A 17,822-nucleotide genomic window follows, 5' to 3' on the forward strand; every position below is an offset into this window, starting at 1 on the left:
ACGCTGCCAGGGGCTATGAGGGTCGGCGAAATAGACCGGCAAGCCGGTGTCGATGCGTAGTTGAGCATGCTGGGCCAGCTCCGTTCCACGGTCCCAGGTCAGTGAGCGGCGTAGCTGGTCGGGCAGACCGATGATCTCTTTGGTGATCGCGTCCCTGACGGCTTCGGCGCCGCGGCCGGCCAATGCCGGGCCGTTCTTCACCCGTTCCTGCGTGCCGTAGCCCTCCATCCGGGGCAGGTGCAACAGCAGGGTGAACCGTGTCGTGCGCTCCACGAGAGTGCCGATCGCCGACCGGCCAGTGCCGATGATGAGGTCACCTTCCCAGTGGCCCGGGACCGCGCGGTCTTCGGCCTCGGCGGGCCTGGCACTGATCAGCACCTCGGGGGTCACGTGCCCGCGGGCCTTCTGACGGGCGCGTGCTCGCGGCACCCGCAGCGCACGCCCGGTGCGCAGACAGGCGACCAGCTCCCGCTTGAGCGCTCCTCGCCCCTGGATGAACAGGGCCTGGTAGATCGCCTCGTGTGAGATCCGCATCGTGTCATCCTCGGGGAAATCAACCTTGAGCCGATGAGCGATCTGTTCCGGGCTCCACGATGTTGTCCAACGGCGATCCTGACGCCGGGGTTTGTTGCGCCCCTTCCAGGGTGCCGTCTGCGGCCCCGCCACCGGCGCGCCGCCCGGGTGGCGGACCTCCCCGGCCAGCCGCTCCTGCACATAGTCGCGCAACTGCTGGTTGCCCGCCAGTTTGGCCATCTTCGGCCGCCGAGCTCGGCGCTCGGCATGCCATTGCGCAACCGTCGCTCGATATTCCACGTCATACGTCCGCGTCGAGGCATTGCGTCGAATCTCGCGCGAGATCGTCGACGGCGCCCGCCCCAAACGCCGCGCGATCTCGCGCACGCCAACCTTCCGAGCACGGCACAAGGCGATCTCCTCCCGCTCCGCGAACGACAGATAACGGCCCGACACCGTCGGGGCAAGGCACGGTCCCACCCCGCCACCCTGGCGAAACCAGCGCGTCCCCACTGCCGGCGACACGCCGATCTCCGCCGCCGCATCCTCCGAACTCGCCCCTCGAGCGATCGCCTGCCAGAACCGCACACGATCCTCACGCCAGGCGACAGTCGGCCGTCCCGGCGATGGGATCTGACCGCGATACAACCGGACAGCCTGCTGCTTCTTGCCCAGGCCCATTCACCAACACCTCCAACGACGAAGTGTTGCGAGCACCGATTGAATCCGCCCAATACACCTCCACCGACTTCGCCGCCGTGTGCAAACAGTTCGGTGTTCGTCAGTCGATGGGCGCCGTGGGGACAAGCGCGGACAATGCCGCCGCCGAGTCCTTCAACGCCACATTCAAACGCGAGACGCTGCAGGGCGCCAAAGGCTGGCCCTCAGCCCGGCAGGCCCGTCTGGAGGTCTTCAGGTGGATCACCCGCTACAACACCCGAAGAAGACACTCCCGCCTGAACTACCTCAGCCCAATCGCCTACGAGCAGCAGCCCGATAAGGTCCTGCTCGCCGCGTGACAGTTGGTGTCCACACTTCGGGGCGAACCCCCCCGACCGATCGGTCTCGTCCCAGTTGGCGGCGGCCAGCTCGGCCCAACTGATCCACGTCGTTCCCCAGACGTCCTCTGGCCCACCCTCGGCAGCAAACACGTCCCGCAGTCCGTCCGAGGCGTCCCTCGGCAATCCGCGTCCCTCGGTCAGGGGCTGGAACCCAAAGGAGTTGCGGACGCCGAACAGACAGGCGAGTGCGTCATATGCGTTGCCGGTGTTCAGGAGACACAGATCGATGCCAGCTTGCCATCCTGGGTCCTCGTCGTCTCCCTCCCAGACATGGGCCCACGGTTTGCACTCGATCATCCCGCTTACCTCGGTGGACATGTCCGCATTCTGCCGAGAAGTGAGCAAGTCTGTCGCCTCGGTTTGGCAAGACCTGTGAATCGTCGTCGAGCGATAGTCCCTCGAATGCGCGCGGCAGGCTAGGCGCGTCCGAGCGGGGCGGGCAGCTTTCTAGAGGTCATCCCACCAGCGTGGTGCTGTGTCATCCGGCATCTCAGGGCTCGCGAAATGAAACGGCACATTAAAGCGCTCTGCCAGCCTCTGCCCGACCACGCCAGCCTCCTCGGCCTCTGGCCACGGAGGAACCTCGCCGTTGAAGACCCGTATGTCCGTCCCATGCTGAGCGGTCGCGAGATGGTGCTCGGCCCGCGGCTCGAGTGTGACCGCTAGGAGTACGACGAACCATCCTTCGGAATCACCGTCCCATACGGCCTCGATCGCCGCTGGAGGAGTCGGCAGCGTCCGGATCTTGACCGTCAGAGTGTCCACGTCCAAAGGTGCTGTTGGCGAACGAGAAAAACGTTGCCCCAGGTCCGCATAGCGCTCCGCCACAAGGTCAAGGCACTTATAGAGGTCTGGCGGCTTCTCGAAGCTGTCTCGGATCACCTTGATGGCATGCAGCCTATGGTCCTTGTAAACGAGGGCGTCGACGTGGGCACGCACCTCGACTGGCAGCTGATTCCAGAGGGGATTCTTCACAGTCCATATTGAACCCCCGTATGGTCCCGCCAATGGCTGGATGCGGGCGACATTGCCGGCGGACGTGCGGCAGGCGTGCGAACGATCTGGATCGGCCGTGGGACACGGCTTGATCATGCGCACGGTGACGCCCAGGTGATCGACGCGGTCCGCGCGGGATATGTGCGGGATGATCTTTGGTCGCTGTCCGGCGATTCAAGGCGTAACCACAGGTCAGTGGCTACACGGCGGTGCGATTCGCAGTGTTCTTGAAAACCGCTACGTCCGATGTTGGTCCTTGGAGTCCACACTGAGGCATGGGCGGCCGTTCAGCACGGGTAGCCAGGTCGGGCGAGGGTCTCGTCCATAAGATGCGCATCATGCAGCAACTTGCCCTGTTCGATCTAGACAACACGTTGATTGACCTGGATGCAGCTTTCCGGGTGTGGGCGGGGGAGTTCGCCGCGGAGCGTGCTCTTGGTGCAGGGGCGGTTGACTGGCTGGTAGCCGTCGACCGGGAAGGAGTGCCGCACCGTGAGGAGTTCTTCACCCGGGTGCGAGAGCGCTTCGAGTTGCCTGAGCAGGTCGAAGATCTGTGGAGCGCCTACCGCCGACGGATGCCCTTCCTCGTGCACTGCCGGTCTGAGGTACTGGATGGTCTGCGCCGGCTACGTGCTTCAGGATGGGCGGTGGCCGTGGTGACCAATGGAATGGCGGATAACCAGTTCGGGAAGATCCAACGCACGGGGTTGGCGGAGGTCGTTGACGCTTGGGCGTTGTCTGGGGCCGAAGGCATCCGCAAGCCCGACCCGGGCCTGTTCGAGATAGCTGCCCAGCGCTGCGGTGTGACACTGGCCGGCGGCGGCTGGGTTATCGGTGACAACCTGATCGCTGATATTGCCGGCGGCCGCGCGGCAGGCCTGCAAACGATCTGGATCGACCGCGGCACGTCGCCGGGCGCCGAGCATGATGCCGACCATGTTGTCTCGGACGTGATCGACGCCATCGGCATCTTGTCGGATCAGAAACCCATGCTCCCAGCCCCAACAATCTCGTAACTATATGTAATTAATAGAAGCTCTTAGTAATGTCGCCTGGTGGGCGGCCCTGCTAGGAGGGGGGCAGGGCCGCCTGCCAATCTCCGACCATGCTTAGGCGTCTACAGCGTGAGGGCTACCCAGGCGGGGTCGTGGTCACTGCCGTCGCCACCATGGCGGGTGCGGCGGTCGATGAACGCCCCGGATTGCCGCTCCGCCAAGACGGGGCTGAGCCAGATCTGGTCGAACAGCTCATAGGCCGCAGGCCGGCCGGACTCTTTGAAGCGGTGTGTCCACGCGCCTGAGGCCGGCGGGGGTGGAGTGTCCGGCTTGGGTTCGCGCGTCTGGACCGGGTGGGTGAGTGCGTTGGTCAGGTTGAGCTCGGTCGAGGTGCTGAACGCAGACAGGGTCGCCGCTTCCGGGGTGTCGTTCATGTCGCCCACGATCACGAAACGCCCGTCGGGGCGGTTGCGCGCGGCGACGATCCTCGCGATGGTTTCGGCCTGCTGGCGGCGCCGGGTGTCGTTGGCAAGCTTCCCGACATCGGGATCGGTGCCGAATTCGACGAACTGGCTCTTGAGGTGGTTGTTGTACAGCGTGAACAGCCGCCGGTTACGGTCGCCGGGGTCGAGGATCTCGACCTCCAGCAGATCGCGGCTGAAGACCCGCCCCTCCGGTAGCTCGTGATGGACGGAATGCTGCCAGGAGGTCACCGCCCCGATCGGCAGCTTCGACAGCACGGCCACATCGATCAGCCGAGGATCGTTGCCCTCGATGAGCGTCAGATGCGGGTACAGGTGGTCGAGCTCTTTCGCGACGAAGAAGCGGAGCGTGTCGATGTCTTCGACCTCCTGGACCGCAAGCACGTCCAGATCCATGCGGCTGATCCGCTCAGCGATCAGGCGTTGGCCTTCCTCGTCCTTCGCTTGGACCAGCCGACCCCTGTAGGTGCGGATACGCACCTGTTCTGGATCGTCGAAAACGTAGCTGGCAGTTAGTCCCGGGCCCGGCGCTTCCAGGATTGCTGGGATCTCTGCCTCGAAGTTGAAGCGGGAGAACAGGTTATTGAGGTTGAAAGTACCGACCGTGACATCCATCCCAGCCTCCGCATCACTGAGTGCGCGTGGCTTTGAGAGTAACCTCCTCGCCGATCAGCCGCCCGTCTTTGTGTGCCAACCCCGTCGGCGATGACGGTGAAGTCGGTGTGCGAGACCGCGGCGAGGGTCAATGCGATGAAGGAGGGCGCGTACGTGACGGTGCGCGAGCACCCAGACGATCGGTCTCGGTGATTCATCCACCCAGACGAACGGCCGCCCAGCCGCCGGATCGGCGACGCCGTTAGAGACAGGCCCCTCGTGGCACCTTGCTAACGCGGTTGCTAATCCGAAAATCAGACATTTGCCGGGCACGCGGCAGCGAACCTTACGTGTTGATGTGCAGCAGGGCCGTGCTGGTCGTCGTAGTCAGGCGGTGGGTTCGAGCGTGACGTGGTAGCCCAGGGCTTCGAGCTCGCGGATGTGGTTGCGCATTTTGCGGTCAGGATCGATGCGCCGGCTGTAGTGGTCGGGTCCGAGGTCGATGAAGTGGGCGTCGGGGTCGGACAGCAGATGCCAGACGATGGTGAGGATGGAGCGGCCGACCGCGACGATCGCGCGTTTCTTGCCGCGTCGGCGGGCGATGCGGCCGTAGCGTTCGCCGAGGAAGGTGTTGGTCCTGCCGGCGATCACGGCTGCCTCGCCCAGGATGCGAGCCAGGTAGGGGTTACCGTGGCCGGTCCCGCCGTGGCCCTTCTTGCGTCCGGCCGATTCCTTGACCCCGGGCGCGAAGCGTGCCCAAGAGGCCAGATGCCCTGGGGTGGGGAAGCGGCTCATGTCAGTGCCGATCTCAGCGAGGATGACCGCGGCTGCGGTGGGGCCGATGCCGGGGATCTCGTCCAATCGCGCCGCTGCTTGCCCAAAAGGAGCGATGAGTTCTTGGATCTTGGCGTCGACCTCGGCGATGTCGATGGTGATCTGGTCGACCCGGGCCAGCATCTTGCCCAGCAGGAAGGCGTGGTGATCGGTGAAGTGGCCGGTGAACGCCTCCTGCAGCAGGGGAATCTTCTTGCGCAGGCTGGTGCGGGCCATCTGCGCCAGCACCGCCGGGTTGTGCTCCCCGGTGATCAGGGCGGCCATCATCGCGCGCCCGGAGGCCCCGAAGATGTCAGAGGCCACCACGGACAGCTTGATCTGCGCATCTTCCAGCAGCTTTTCCGCACGCTGTTTCTCGGCGGTCCGTGCGCTGACCAGGTCGATCCGGTAGCGCGTCAGATCCCGTAGCCGGCGAATCTGGGGTGGCGGGACGAAGCTGGCGCGCAGCATCTGCCGTTCGGCGACCTTGGCCAGCCAGACGGCGTCCAGCCGGTCGGTCTTGGGACGGCCTGGCAGATGCTTGACGTCACGGGCGTTGACCAGCCAGGTCTCGAACCCGGCCGCCTCCAGCAGGTAGAAGACCGGCTTCCAGTAGTCGCTGGTGGCCTCCATCACGACCCGGGTCACACCCAGGGTGCGCAGGTGATCTGCCATGGCCAGCAGCGAGCGGGTCATCGTCGGGTAGGTCTGCACCTCCTGCAGCCGCCGCCCCGGCCGGTCCTCGTCCGGCACGCGCGCGCAGCAGACCAGGAAGGCCTTGCCGATGTCTAGCGCCGCGACTCGTTCGATGATCTCCTCGTGGTCCTTGGTTTCCTCCAGCATGCCGCCCTCCTGCCGTCGCTGCTTGCGAGCACCCTGCACAGGCTGCCCGCGAGAGCCGCAAGGACGAAGCGAATCTAATCCGCGTGCTCAAAGCACAGTGAAGGGCCCTTGGCACGGCTCCCGGCGTCCGACTAACAAACGGCCTCAACCAGACCAAGCACCAACGACGTCGGCGGGCAACCACCCCGATTTTCAGCCCGGAACGGGCATCCCGCCAGGGATATCGAGGACTAACAACGGCCGTGGACGGTTCTGGATCCTCGTGGACTCCGAAGCGGGTTCCACAGGGCTTGAACAGGCTTTTCTGACACCGGTGGACAACCCTGGACGGTTGTGTTCTAACTCGTAATGCGTAGGTCAAGGGTTCGATTCCCTTAGGCGGCTCCATCAACGAACAGGGCGTACTCCTTCCGGAGCACGCCCTGTGATCGTTTTCAGTTGCATTTCCCGTTGCAGTTATCCCCCACAGTGCTCTGCCCATGCGTTTGGCGGCATCCCGGGCCATCGGAGTGGCTACGTGGGTGTAGCGCTGGGTCACTCGGATGTCGGAGTGGCCGAGCACTTCCATGACGACGCGGACGTGCACGCCCATGTCGACGAGGAGGGTCCCCGCCGTGTGACGGCCGTCGTGGACGCGTACGTCGCGGACGCCGGCCTCCTGGAGGATCTCCTTCCACTCCTCCCAGTCGTGGCGCGGGTCGATGGGCCGCCCGTCCAGCCGGGGAAGACGAGATCGTGATCCTCCCAGTCTTCATGGTCGGACTCGCTTTCGACGACTTCCCAGACTCGAAATGAAGGATCGCGTGAATTCGGAGCGCAGGCCGCGCCCCTGGGTGCAGTCTGAGGTCCCAGGGGCGCGGCTGCGTCAGTTCGACCGCGACCTTCCCGTGCCTACTTCTTCGGCACGTACAGCCGGATGTTGTCGATGCGGGCCTGGCCCTCACCGACGTTCGTGTACGGCTCACCGATGACGAAGTAGTCGGGGTAGGCCGAGCCGGCCGGCCACTGGTTGTCCCACGTCTTGGAGCCAAATGCGCCCCGCGCGGTGTGCGACGTGTTGAACTGGCCGTCGTACTCCTCGGCGTCCACGTTGTAGTGGAAGATCGGGACGTTCGCCCCGACCACGCCGGCGTCGTCGTCGATGAAGCCCCGGGTGAACCGGTAGGTCTGTTTGCCGACGTTCTTGAAGTTGCCGCTGACCTCGAGCGTGTAACCCGCCTCGGTGCGCTCGATGGCGAACGTGTAGTCCTCCTTGGGCATCAGCTCGGGCTGCAGTTCCACGGCCGACTTCTGCACGCCGGAAACCGGCCGACGGTCGCAGCTCGTCACGAACGTCTGCGACTGACCGAGCGAACCCGTGAAGTAGAGCATGTTCACCGTGGTGCGGTTGCTCTCGTCCCAGGGGTACTTCTCACCGGTCCGCGAGTTGCAGACGTCGTAGCCGTCCGTGTTCCGGGACGGGGCCGGGCTGAACTGGTCCATTAGCACCTTGCGGTGCCAGTGGTACATCGCCAGATTCCGGGGCATCGCCGGGAAGTCCAGGATCGACATGAAGTGGAACGCGTTGTACGCCTCGTTGCTGTCCTCCCGCACGGAGCGTGTGGCGCAGGGGTCGGCCGGTTCGATGTCGTTCGGGTTGCCGACCCAGGGGTAGAACGTCTTGCACTCCCCGAGGGCGTACCCGTTGTACTTGCCGTCGTAGAACAGCGAGCCGTCACGCAAGCCGCCGAAGTCGAGCGTCTTGAGGTCGTACTCGATGCGGTAGTACTTCGGCAGCGGCTCGGTGTTGCGGATGATCGCGCCACCCGTGTGGTTGGGCACGGTGATCTTGGCGACGGAGCCCGCGTTCTTCAGCGACTCCGTCACGATCGACGGACGTTCGGCCGTGTCGGTATAGCTGTCGTCGACCCGCCCGCCGCTCTCGCGCGCGGAAAGGGACGCCGTGAGCCAGCCGTCCCGGCCGAACTTGGTCTCCTGCCGGTAGGTCCGCATGGTCGCCATCGCCGCGTCGAACTCGGGACCGAGCTGAAGGCGGTAGAGGTCGCCGTTGTCGTCGTTGAAGTCGTCGACCGGCTCGCTGTAGTCGTCGAGCACCCACGGGCTGGCCTCAGTGCGGATCGGCTTCCCGAACTGCTCGACATACTTGAGCTTCCAGCGCGGGGGGACGGGTTCCGGCTCGGGCGAGGCGGCCGCGCACGGCGGGGTCACGCCGTCGTCGTTCTGGATGATCGTCAACTTCACGCTGTGCAAGGTCACCCCGGCCGTGCCCGCCTCGACGCGGAAGTCGGCGCCGCCGTTCTCGCGGTTGGCGAACCGGGCGTCCATCAGCTCGAAGCCCGCCGTCTTCCACGTGTTCGACCCGGTGCGGTTCACCGAACCCGTCGAGCCGTACGCGCTGCTGGTCGAGTCGTACTGGACGCGGAATGTGGCCCCGCCCTCGTCGAAGTACTCGACCTGCAGGCACGCGACGAACGCGCCATCGAAGGCGATCGCGTCGTCGACCTGGAAATACATGTGTTCCGCCGGTGCCGAGGTCTGCACGGTCGCGCGTGCGCTCAGCCCGCCAACCGTCACGGGTGCGGTCGTGCCGTCACCCTGCTCGATCTGGCGGAGACCGTTCTCCTCGTTGACCTCGCCCAAGATGATCGAGGCGCTGGGCCCGTCCGCGGCGGCCGGCGTCGCGGCGGCCGACGTCGCGGCGAGGAGCAGAGATGCCCCCAGGGTGACCACGCTCAGGGCCGCTACGGCCGAGCGACGTCTGCGATTGCGAGTTGTTGCTCTCATTGCGCTTCCTTCTCCGTTGGGCAAGGCGTCCGTTCGTGCCGCTCCGGGCCTCGGGGCCGCGCGTGAGGCGCGGCCCCCGTTACGGGTGCCGATGTGCGCTGGTTCGGTTCACTCGTCGGTCGCGCTCGCGCGCAGTAACTCCTTCCCTCCACCATCGGTGAGCACGAGCGTCGCGGTCGCACCGGACTCGACAGGTGCCGAGAGTTCGTGCGAGACGTACGCGTCACCCGTGAGTCGCACTCGTCAGCGTGCTTCCGGTCGAGTCGTCGACCAGGGCGGCCGTCACGTCCTGGCCGATGAGGGTTGTGAACACGTTGGCCGTGACCGACACACCTTCGTCGTCGTGGGCGAACCCGACGTGCGCGGCGCCGTCGGCGAGCCCAAGCGCCGGCGCTAAGGACTCCGTCCACGAGCCCGTCTGGTGCGGCTGGAGGACCGCCGGGGAGAAGAACCTGTCGGACGCCACCGTCTCCAGCAGCTCGAACGCCTTGGTCGTACTCAACGACTTTCTCGTCGTCACCATTCCTGTCGTCACCATTCCTGTCGTCACCATTCCTGTCGTCACCATTCGAATAACTCGAATCCTCTTCGATTTGGTACCTGATCACAGCCTTGATAAATGCGAGACACCTTGTCAAGGGTTTCGATTCGTAGACTTTCCTGGCTGATCGACCGATTCCTCACCGGGCATTCGAGCATGTCGAATCGACGGTTCATCTCGACAAAGGCGTAGGCCGTCGACGGTCGCGGCCACGGTGATGGGCACCGCGGCAACTGGTTACGCCGCTTGTCGCAAGGGGAAGACCCCCGCCGCACGTCGAGCGCGAGCCCGGTCACCGGCAGGCGGCGTTCGAAGGACGTCAGGCGCACGCTTGCTCGTGTCAACCCTGAGGTCCACTCGGTAGACTTGGCCACCAGCTGCGTTGTCAATGGCCAGTTGCTAAGTGAATCAGAACAACTTGAGGAGGGCCTTGCATTAATTGTGAAGGCCTCCGGATCGCTGTAGAGCTGGATTTCCCCGATCTCGTCCGCGTGGCAATAATGCTCCTCCGCAACCTCTATCAGCAGAACCCTTCGGAGGTCGCGGAGACGTGGCGCAAGGCGACCTCAACTGAACCGCTGGAGTGGATGACGCAGTGATCATCTTGGCGCAGAGGGTGGGCCCGTCCATAAAGCAAGCGAAAGCCTTCAGCCAGCCCTAAGCCACGCCGCACGCCCGATCCCTAATTGCGAGGAGGATTGGTAATGGCGTTCCAGGGTCTTTTGATGACGGGCGGCCAGGTGCTGGGCGTGGCGGGCACTGCGGCGGGCGTAGAAGTCGTTGCCGTCTTGTCGGTAGTCGGTATTGCTAGCCATGACCGCCTAAGCGATGACAAAGCAGGGTGGGAGCAGGGTGTCGGCGACGGCGACCGCGCCCTTCTTAGCGTGCTGGTTGCCGAAGCCGCGGCCTAGGCGGCGCAGCCGGGTGCCGATGCTGGACCGGGTGCGGGCGGTGACCCAGGCTGCCTCGACCATCGCGGCCCTGAAGCGGGCTTCGGCGGCGATGGCACGATTGCGGGACATGCACGGGATGATCAAGCGGGGGCGGCACTGGTACAGGTTGTTTGCCCAGGTCAGATCAGCTGGCGGAACGGTTCCGGCCGCGCTCTCCCAAAGCGGGTGCTCGATGGACTGCCCTGCGGCTTCTGTTCCTCGGTCCTGGCAACCCTGCGGTAACAGGATTATCGTCTGGACTCCACGGAGGCATCTGAACAATCAGGTGTTGGGCTGTCGTTCCGGCATTCTTCGAACCGCCCACATAGCCGAATGTCATCCGGCATAGTTTAAGCATGGCATCGAAGAACTGGAGCCCGCGGCGTCTGCTTTGGTTTTTGGTACTCGGATCTACGATTGCAATAGTGGTGTGGGTGGTAAAGGAAGCCCGGTCTACGGGGCTGAGCTCAGTGGACCAGACAACAATCCTGGGCTTTGGTATCGCAGTCGTGGGCCTCGTTGCGACTTTGGCCCCGTTGTTCCGCGGACCGCAGCCGATCGACCCGACAGCTGAAGCCAGAGACCTCGCAGAGCGCGTGACTGAGGAAGAGGGACGCGAATTCAAACGCCTCCTTGGCGGGGACCGGCAAGCGCTGAACAGCGAAGGAATCAACCTTCGCTTTGTGCTTGACAGCCATTGTTCAATCGAGGGCTCTGTTCCAGAGGGAGACTTGGAGACGATCGCCGCCTACTACCGGGATCTGCGCACCCGTCGTCTGGTGATCACAGGGGCCGACGACACACTCGCCAGCGGTGACGCAGGGACTGGTAAGACAGTCCTCGCCGTGGCCTTGGTCCTGAAGTTGATCAAGAGCCGTATTGGAGACGAACCTGTACCGGTACGGCTGTCCGCAACCTCTTGGGACGGGAGCCCGCTACGCGCATGGCTGGCCACTTCACTCCAAAGGGCGCCCTACTCTCTGTCCAAGCGCGTCGCCACCGCGCTCGTCGACCACCATCTGGTCCTTCCAGTCATCGACGGTCTCGATGAGATGGACAGCACGCCTTCTCCTGGTTACGGCTCCCGAGCCGACGAACTTCTCCAAGCGGTCGACGGCTATGGGACCGGCATAAGTAACCCACCGGTGGTACTGACCTGCCGAAACAGCCAGTACGACGCGTTGCTAGAGGCGAACGCACACCTTGAGGCTGCTGCTCGAATACGGATTTGCACGGTGGACTCGAGGGCAATCCAGAAGTTTTTGATGGAGCGGGTATGCACCTCCCCGCGTAACAGTGAACGGTGGCGGCCCATCCTTGATGAGGTGGCTAGTGCCCCGGACGGGTCTTTGAGCCGGGAGTTGAACACCCCTTGGCGACTGACCCTTGCCGCCGTCGTCTACCAAGAACGGAGCACGGACGCCGGCGAATACCTGCGCGAGCCCAGCGACATGATCGCTCTTGCTTCAACGGGCGATCTCTACGAAAAGCTGCTTGATTGGTACATCCCAGCAGCGGTTTCGGCGGGGTCCACCAGTCGCGCCGCTAGCGTTGATGCCAAGCAAGTATGGCGGCGGTTGGCACGGCTTGCCGCCTACCTCAACCAATCCGCCGGTAAACGCCAAGCGGGAGGGCGAACGCTCTCCGGTACCGGCCTGGTCCTCCATGAATTGTGGCCGATGGCCGGAGGTTGGCCACCGTTAATTCATTTGGGGATCCTGCTTTTGACTTGGCTAATATTCGTGACAATTAACACGATTATTCCCATAGATGAGAATGATCTATTGCAAAAAGTTGCAAATGCTGGCGCTTTTGGCGGTTTAACTAGTGTTATCCTACTTTGGTTCGGATCCACCACGCCCGTTCGCTGGGGCGCGGAGGCAATGCGCTCACGATCAGGCAGGCGGGCATTCGCAGCCGCAGGGGCACTTGGCCTTTTCCTGGGTGGCGTGTTCTACCTTGCGGGTGGTGATTGGGTAGTCGGACTTGTGGTCGGCCTCCCCGCGGCGCTGGGCTTCGGATTTTTAACGGGCGGGACTGCCCGCCCGGCGAAGGGATCGGATCCTAGGGAGCCTATCCGGAGCAATCTCCGGTTCGCCGCGGCCAATGGTCTTGTAGATGGAGCTGCATTCGGCGGGGCGCTAGTCATGACATCACATCCAGCCCAAGGAATTGCTGTGGGGATCATGACCGGCCTCACTATGTTTCTTGGAATAGGCATGGCGAGCGTGCGCTATTTTTCCTTCCTGCTCTGCGCTCTGCCTCAATTTCCCTTGCGCATGGGACGCTTCCTCAACTGGTGCTACAACGCTGGCCTCTTGCGCGTATCCGGCACCGCATATCAATTTCGACACAGGGAACTTCAAAACTACCTAGCCGCGCATCCGGATCCCCCGCCCGACCTCCCGCTTGCTGCTCTCGCGAGACGCCCATTGTAGGGGCCTATGCCGCAATGCTTTCGTAAGCCCAGGGCTGATCAGTTCGAGGTCGCGGCCAAGCGTTGCGGTGCGACCCTTCCGCCGACATAGCCGGGGGTGTTGGCCTAGGTGCGATATGAATCGAATGGGTGCAACTCGCCGCGGGTATGAGCACGACGCAGATCACGTTGTGTCGATTTCGGGTTGTCAACGGACGGAAGGTTGTCTCATGCCGTAGACCGAAAGTCTGGAGGAGATGCGCGGCACCTGGCCCGGCCATGAACACAGTTTCGATCACGTCGTCTCGGACGTGAAAAAGGCAACGGAGATCTTGCGGCATGAGGGATGGTGACGCGTCGGTCCCTTGCCGGTTGGTCGCCGTACAGCAACCAATACAGCAACGCCGCCTTACGCGATCACACTGCTCTGGCTAGCATCTACCGCCGGAGCAGGAGGGAACGCGGTCTACGAGGTACCTGCCCTTCTCTCGTAATGATGGGATCAGAGGGTGCGGGCCTTCGGCGTTTCACCATGGGGGCTGTTGACGACCAAGGGTGCCGAACCTTCTCCGAGGTAGGGGTGGTCGGGGTAGAAGTCGATGTGGAGATGACCGCCATCGTCGATCTCGGCTATGGCCTGAACGTTGTCAGCGAAGATCTTGAGAAAGGCGCTGTCGCCGGCGATTGACAGAGAGTGGGACTCAGTGTCGGCGACAACAACGACTGGTTCCCCGTCCACGCTCTGGACGGAGAGATGTGTGAGCGGTGTCTGGCCAAGAGGAGGGTTGGGAGCAGGGTCAGCGCTCATCGAGCCGGAGCCGCGGGCCAAGAGGTCGGCAAGGTGACTGAGCGTGGCTCGATCAGCCGACAAGTCGATCTCGCCGGTTGACTCTGAAAACAAGATCTCCACGCTGCCTCCACGACATGGTTACCTCGAACAGGCGCCCGTAGCTTTCGGGGACATCAGCTTGACCATGGTGCCAGTCGCGCGCAACACGGTGGGGCAAGGGCCAGTGACGGCTGATCTTGCTAACGCTGTTGCTAACTACAGCCCAGGACGACCGTGGACGTCTGTGGAATATGGGAAACCGGACAGCCTCTCTGAGCAGGCGTTCGTGACGGCGGTAGACGCTTGTGGACAGGTCTGACCTTGCTACGGATCAGAAGGTTGGGGTTTCGAGTACCTCCGGCCGCACACCAGCTCAAAGGCCACTTCCGATCATCGGAAGTGGCTTTTTTGATCTCTCTGCTGATCTCCAACATCCCCTCTTTCGCCAGTGGGAAGAGCGCGCCGTTCTGCACTGCGGCGTGGTTTTCGGGAGCGGGGCAGATCGGGACGGAGAGGATCCGGCAGGTCCGTTGCAGCTCCTCGATCCCATTGATGTGGATCATGCTCTTGACGGGCTCCCACGCTGTCCGTACGGCAAGACCACAAGTGTCGGCCAGTGGCGGTAGCGGGCTCATGACAGCGGAGTTACCGCCATCCAGCGGTCCGATGCGGGTGGCTGCTCTACTCGAAGACGCGGTCGACGACGGCGTTGCTCAAACCGGATCACCGATCGAGGCTCAAGTCCTCGATGGCACCTTCGACTGCAAGCCAGGCCGTGCTGTCGGGATCGATGGGCGTGAAGTGGTCGCCGTCGACGAGGGCGAGCGAAGCATCCTGACCTGCGAGCTGCGCGGCCTCGAGGTAGGCCTCACTCTGCGAAAGGGGCACCGCCGTGTCGTCTCTAGCGTGGATGAGACGGACCGGCATGTCCGGTCGAATGTTCTGGACGGGGTCGGCTGTTCGGTACCGGTCGGGGAGCTCAGCAGACGTACCGCCGAGGAAAGCCACGACGCCCCCATCTCCCAGTTCCTCGGCCTCCGCACGTCTGAGGTCGAGGACGCCTTCTACGCTCACCGCGCCGGCGACCTGATCGTGAGTCGCGCTGAGCGCCCAGACGGCGAGGTGTCCGCCGGAACTGTGCCCGACAAGGATGATGGGCCTGAGGGGAAGGTCTCTATCCCTTTGGATCTCCGGCAGGAAGCTGACCGCCGCCAGAACGTCGTCGCCGGTGTTAGGCCAGCCGCCGCCACCGCCGACGCCTCGGAATTGAATTTTCCAGACATTCCACCCGGCCAGCACGAGCCGGTCGATCGCCCGATCCGGCGTATCCCAGCCTCGTCCTGCTCGCCACACGCCGCCGTGGATGAAGACGACGGTACCCCGAGGATCACCTGATCGCGCAGGGTGGAATTCGCCGAACTGATCGGGTTCGCTTCCGTACTCGTATCGAATGGTCTCTGCGTTCCTCTTCACATTCATGCTCATCCTTCGGTTGTCGTGAGTACATGGATTGCGCTGCGGTTCTTGACCCAGAGCCGGATGCTCTGGAGGGCGATTGCGCCGATCACCACGGTGGCGATACCGACGATCAGCCAGGCGGCGATGGTCGACCAGGGGGACGTGTTCGTGGTGAGGACCCGCATGGCGAAAGTCGCGCTGGATCCCCACCAGGCGTTCCCAGCGACTGCGGGCGGTGCGGCGAGGATCGCCAGGCTCGGGAGCAGTCCGCCTGGGATTTCGGGCCCGGCGACCAGTCGGGCGATCAGTGCGCCGCCGATGAGCAGCCAGAACAGCAGCCCGACGCCGAAAGCGGCCACCGCGGCGGCGTGGGCGCCGATGGTCGCGAGCGATTGGGCGCTGATGAGCCCTGCCGCGACGGTCGGCAGCAGGTAACCGCCGTGCATGGCGGTGAATCCTTTCGGGACGGTGAGAAGTTGTGAGATGAACCAGGTTCCGAACACGATGCTCACCGTGAACATGGCCCAGACGAGGATCGTGCCGACGATCGGCCACATGGCGAAAAGGTGTCCTCCGAGGAGGATTCCGGAGATCGGGATGAGCGCGGCGAACGGACCGAGGACCGGATGGGTGAGGTCCGCCATGATCCGACGCATGCTCTTCGCGCGGATGATGTAGAGGGTGACGGTCGTGATCCATACGATCGTCGCGATCGCCCACAGGATCTCCCCGACCAAGATGGAAGTCCCAAGCGAACGTGAGGCCTCCGTCCATGTGCCGGCAAGCCCCATGAGGCCGAAGGTCATCCCGAAGGCGTTCAGCGGGATTCCGGGCACGGCAGATGGCTGAGGTGTCTTTCGGCTCTCGTCCGATATCGCGTGCGCGTCGCTCGTCGTGCTTGCCACAGAAGTAGGTCTTTCTTTCGGACGCGGCGTGACTGCTGCCGTGGAGCGGCCCGCGTTGGCTGGAAGCGTCGTAACTCGATCCCGCAAGACGGTGCTCCTGCGCGAAGACCGCGACTCCTTCTCCGATGGGTTCGTGTCGAGCGACTGTCTCTTCAGCTGCTACGCGTTCTCGAGATCAGCCGTGCTCACGGCGACCCGCACGCGCGCGACTGTGCCGAGGAGTTCGTTGAATCCTTCGGTCGTGCTGGGGTGCGAGTAGATCGCGTTGCCGAGCTCGCCGGCGGGAACATCGTGACGCATGGCGAAGGCGACCAGGTTGATGACTTCTTGAGAATCGATGCTGATCAATGCTGCGCCGAGAATGAGGTCGGTGTCCGCGTCGATGACGAACTTGATCAGGCCGCGGGTATCACCAATGATCCGCGCACGAGGCGTGGCTGTGGTCTGAGCAACGGGCTTGGCGGCGATTCTCACGTTGTAGCCGCGTTCTCTGGCGGCGGTCTCGGTGAGGCCGACGGTGGAGAACGGCGGGGTGATGAACATCGTGTGCGGAACAGCGACTCGATCAGCCGTGGAGCGCCTGCCGTCACCGAGAAGCCGGTCCGCGACGATGCGGTAGTCGTCGAGGGAGATGTAGGTGAACATCGGTCCCCCGTTGACGTCGCCGATCGCGTAGATGTGCGGCTGGCTCGTCCGCAGGTGCTCATCCACCTCGATGGCGCCACCTTCGGTTGTGCGGATGCCCGCTCTGTCCAGGCCGAGCCCCTCGATGGCGGGAACGCGCCCAGTGGCGACGAGTATCTTGTCCGCCTTCAGGGTCCGCGGACGCCCGTCGACCTCGTAATAGATGGTGGCGTCGGCGGAGCCGTCCTCGACCTCAGTCACCTTCGCGTCGGTGATGAGAGTGATTCCTTGATCGCGGAAGATGCCGACGACGACTTCGGCGACATCGTCGTCCTCGCGACCCACGAATTTGGGAAACGCCTCAAGGACCGACACCTCCGATCCGAACTGCCGGTACATGGCGGCGAATTCCAGGCCGAGATAACCGCCCCCGATCACTGCGAGGTGTCGTGGGAGCTTTTCGGTGTGGAGCAGGTCCGTGCTCGTCGCCATGTACTCGCTCTTGCGCAGCCCACGGATGTCGGGGATCACGGGCACGGATCCGGTGTTGATCACGATGGTCCCGGCGCTGATGGCCAGGCGGTCGTCGCCCGCCGCGACCTCGACCGTCGTGGAGTCGAGAAACGAGGCCTTGCCGGTGACCACGGTGACGGTGTCGAGGGTGTCCAACATCTGGAAGTTCTTGCCGCGCATCATCGTGGTCAAGTCCGTGACCGCGCCGATCGCGTCCTGGTACCAGCTTTGCCGCTCGTCGCCTGGGCGACGAACATCGGCGCGGTGGACCAGCGCCTTGGTCGGTATACAGCCGATGTTGATGCAGGTCCCTCCGTACATCTGATCCGACTGCTCCACCATGACGACCTTCTTGCCCTCGCGTCCCATGGTCGCCGCGAGAGTCTTCCCTCCCTTGCCGAAACCGATGACCAACAGGTCGGCCGTGACGCCAATGCTCTCTGCTTCGCTCATATCTCTCACCATGAGACACTGGGCAATGATCCGTATAGACGTTGAAGTATCAATTTCTATAGCAGGAGTC

At 63.7% G+C, this 17,822-nt stretch carries 13 protein-coding genes and 2 pseudogenes; 3 read left to right on the plus strand and 12 right to left on the minus strand.

The annotated features are described in order from the left end of the window. Positions 1–1,194: IS30 family transposase (locus Pth03_RS36620; RefSeq protein WP_203949084.1), on the minus strand; the 1,194-nt coding region annotated here is incomplete at its 3' end. Between the two features lie 53 nt (positions 1,195–1,247). Here Pth03_RS36620 and Pth03_RS36625 point away from each other — a divergent pair. Further along, positions 1,248–1,532, plus strand: a pseudogene (locus Pth03_RS36625) (transposase); the annotation flags it as partial. 489 nt (positions 1,533–2,021) lie between these two features. Here Pth03_RS36625 and Pth03_RS36630 read toward each other — a convergent pair. After that, positions 2,022–2,549, minus strand: a complete 528-nt coding sequence (locus Pth03_RS36630) for a hypothetical protein (RefSeq protein ID WP_203949086.1) — start codon at positions 2,547–2,549, stop codon at positions 2,022–2,024. Positions 2,550–2,908: 359 nt separating this feature from the next. Here Pth03_RS36630 and Pth03_RS36635 point away from each other — a divergent pair, with 359 nt between their 5' ends. After that, positions 2,909–3,586 (plus strand): HAD family hydrolase, encoded by a 678-nt coding sequence (locus tag Pth03_RS36635; RefSeq protein ID WP_203949087.1) that lies wholly within the window; start codon positions 2,909–2,911, stop codon positions 3,584–3,586. Between the two features lie 101 nt (positions 3,587–3,687). Here Pth03_RS36635 and Pth03_RS36640 read toward each other — a convergent pair whose 3' ends face one another. From Pth03_RS36640 to Pth03_RS36665, 6 genes and pseudogenes are all read right to left on the minus strand, one after another. After that, the gene (locus Pth03_RS36640) at positions 3,688–4,662 is read right to left on the minus strand and encodes an endonuclease/exonuclease/phosphatase family protein (RefSeq protein ID WP_203949088.1); all 975 of its coding nucleotides are present in this window, start codon (positions 4,660–4,662) and stop codon (positions 3,688–3,690) included. Positions 4,663–5,028: 366 nt separating this feature from the next. Then, positions 5,029–6,297, minus strand: a complete 1,269-nt coding sequence (locus tag Pth03_RS36645) for an IS110 family RNA-guided transposase (protein WP_203949089.1) — start codon at positions 6,295–6,297, stop codon at positions 5,029–5,031. A gap of 571 nt (positions 6,298–6,868) precedes the next feature. Then, a pseudogene (locus Pth03_RS42670) lies at positions 6,869–7,045 on the minus strand (hypothetical protein); the annotation flags it as partial. 143 nt (positions 7,046–7,188) lie between these two features. Further along, positions 7,189–9,081: a hypothetical protein gene (locus Pth03_RS36655; protein WP_203949090.1), complete on the minus strand. Its 1,893-nt coding sequence runs from the start codon at positions 9,079–9,081 to the stop codon at positions 7,189–7,191. 223 nt (positions 9,082–9,304) lie between these two features. Further along, positions 9,305–9,604, minus strand: a complete 300-nt coding sequence (locus Pth03_RS36660; RefSeq protein WP_203949091.1) for a hypothetical protein — start codon at positions 9,602–9,604, stop codon at positions 9,305–9,307. Positions 9,605–10,443: 839 nt separating this feature from the next. Then, on the minus strand, positions 10,444–10,644 hold the full coding sequence (locus Pth03_RS36665; RefSeq protein ID WP_203949092.1) for a hypothetical protein: 201 nt from the start codon (positions 10,642–10,644) through the stop codon (positions 10,444–10,446). A gap of 266 nt (positions 10,645–10,910) precedes the next feature. On the opposite strand from Pth03_RS36665, the gene Pth03_RS36670 reads away from it, so the two are divergent. After that, positions 10,911–12,992 carry an NACHT domain-containing protein gene (locus Pth03_RS36670; RefSeq protein WP_203949093.1) on the plus strand — a complete coding sequence of 694 codons (2,082 nt, stop codon included), beginning with the start codon at positions 10,911–10,913 and terminating at the stop codon, positions 12,990–12,992. Positions 12,993–13,472: 480 nt separating this feature from the next. Here Pth03_RS36670 and Pth03_RS36675 read toward each other — a convergent pair whose 3' ends face one another. The 4 genes from Pth03_RS36675 to Pth03_RS36690 form a co-directional block, all read right to left on the minus strand. After that, positions 13,473–13,880 (minus strand): Imm32 family immunity protein, encoded by a 408-nt coding sequence (locus Pth03_RS36675; RefSeq protein ID WP_203949094.1) that lies wholly within the window; start codon positions 13,878–13,880, stop codon positions 13,473–13,475. A gap of 642 nt (positions 13,881–14,522) precedes the next feature. Then, the gene (locus tag Pth03_RS36680) at positions 14,523–15,278 is read right to left on the minus strand and encodes an alpha/beta hydrolase family protein (protein ID WP_203949095.1); all 756 of its coding nucleotides are present in this window, start codon (positions 15,276–15,278) and stop codon (positions 14,523–14,525) included. A gap of 2 nt (positions 15,279–15,280) precedes the next feature. After that, positions 15,281–16,162 carry an SLAC1 family transporter gene (locus Pth03_RS36685; protein WP_308442413.1) on the minus strand — a complete coding sequence of 294 codons (882 nt, stop codon included), beginning with the start codon at positions 16,160–16,162 and terminating at the stop codon, positions 15,281–15,283. Between the two features lie 159 nt (positions 16,163–16,321). After that, positions 16,322–17,752, minus strand: coding sequence for an FAD-dependent oxidoreductase (locus tag Pth03_RS36690; protein WP_239119652.1), 1,431 nt, complete (start codon positions 17,750–17,752; stop codon positions 16,322–16,324). Positions 17,753–17,822: the final 70 nt, after the last annotated feature.

This window comes from Planotetraspora thailandica, assembly GCF_016863335.1.
GTDB lineage: Bacteria > Actinomycetota > Actinomycetes > Streptosporangiales > Streptosporangiaceae > Planotetraspora > Planotetraspora thailandica.

Excerpts from the sequence above, each read along its gene's own strand:
- Pth03_RS36635 (WP_203949087.1), top strand. The coding sequence starts at position 2,909 with ATGCAGCAACTTGCCCTGTTCGATCTAGACAACACGTTGATTGACCTG.
- Pth03_RS36665 (WP_203949092.1), bottom strand. The coding sequence starts at position 10,644 with ATGTCCCGCAATCGTGCCATCGCCGCCGAAGCCCGCTTCAGGGCCGCG.
- Pth03_RS36670 (WP_203949093.1), top strand. The coding sequence starts at position 10,911 with ATGGCATCGAAGAACTGGAGCCCGCGGCGTCTGCTTTGGTTTTTGGTA.
- Pth03_RS36660 (WP_203949091.1), bottom strand. The coding sequence starts at position 9,604 with ATGGTGACGACGAGAAAGTCGTTGAGTACGACCAAGGCGTTCGAGCTG.
- Pth03_RS36690 (WP_239119652.1), bottom strand. The coding sequence starts at position 17,752 with ATGAGCGAAGCAGAGAGCATTGGCGTCACGGCCGACCTGTTGGTCATC.
- Pth03_RS36645 (WP_203949089.1), bottom strand. The coding sequence starts at position 6,297 with ATGCTGGAGGAAACCAAGGACCACGAGGAGATCATCGAACGAGTCGCG.
- Pth03_RS36640 (WP_203949088.1), bottom strand. The coding sequence starts at position 4,662 with ATGGATGTCACGGTCGGTACTTTCAACCTCAATAACCTGTTCTCCCGC.
- Pth03_RS36680 (WP_203949095.1), bottom strand. The coding sequence starts at position 15,278 with ATGAATGTGAAGAGGAACGCAGAGACCATTCGATACGAGTACGGAAGC.
- Pth03_RS36655 (WP_203949090.1), bottom strand. The coding sequence starts at position 9,081 with ATGAGAGCAACAACTCGCAATCGCAGACGTCGCTCGGCCGTAGCGGCC.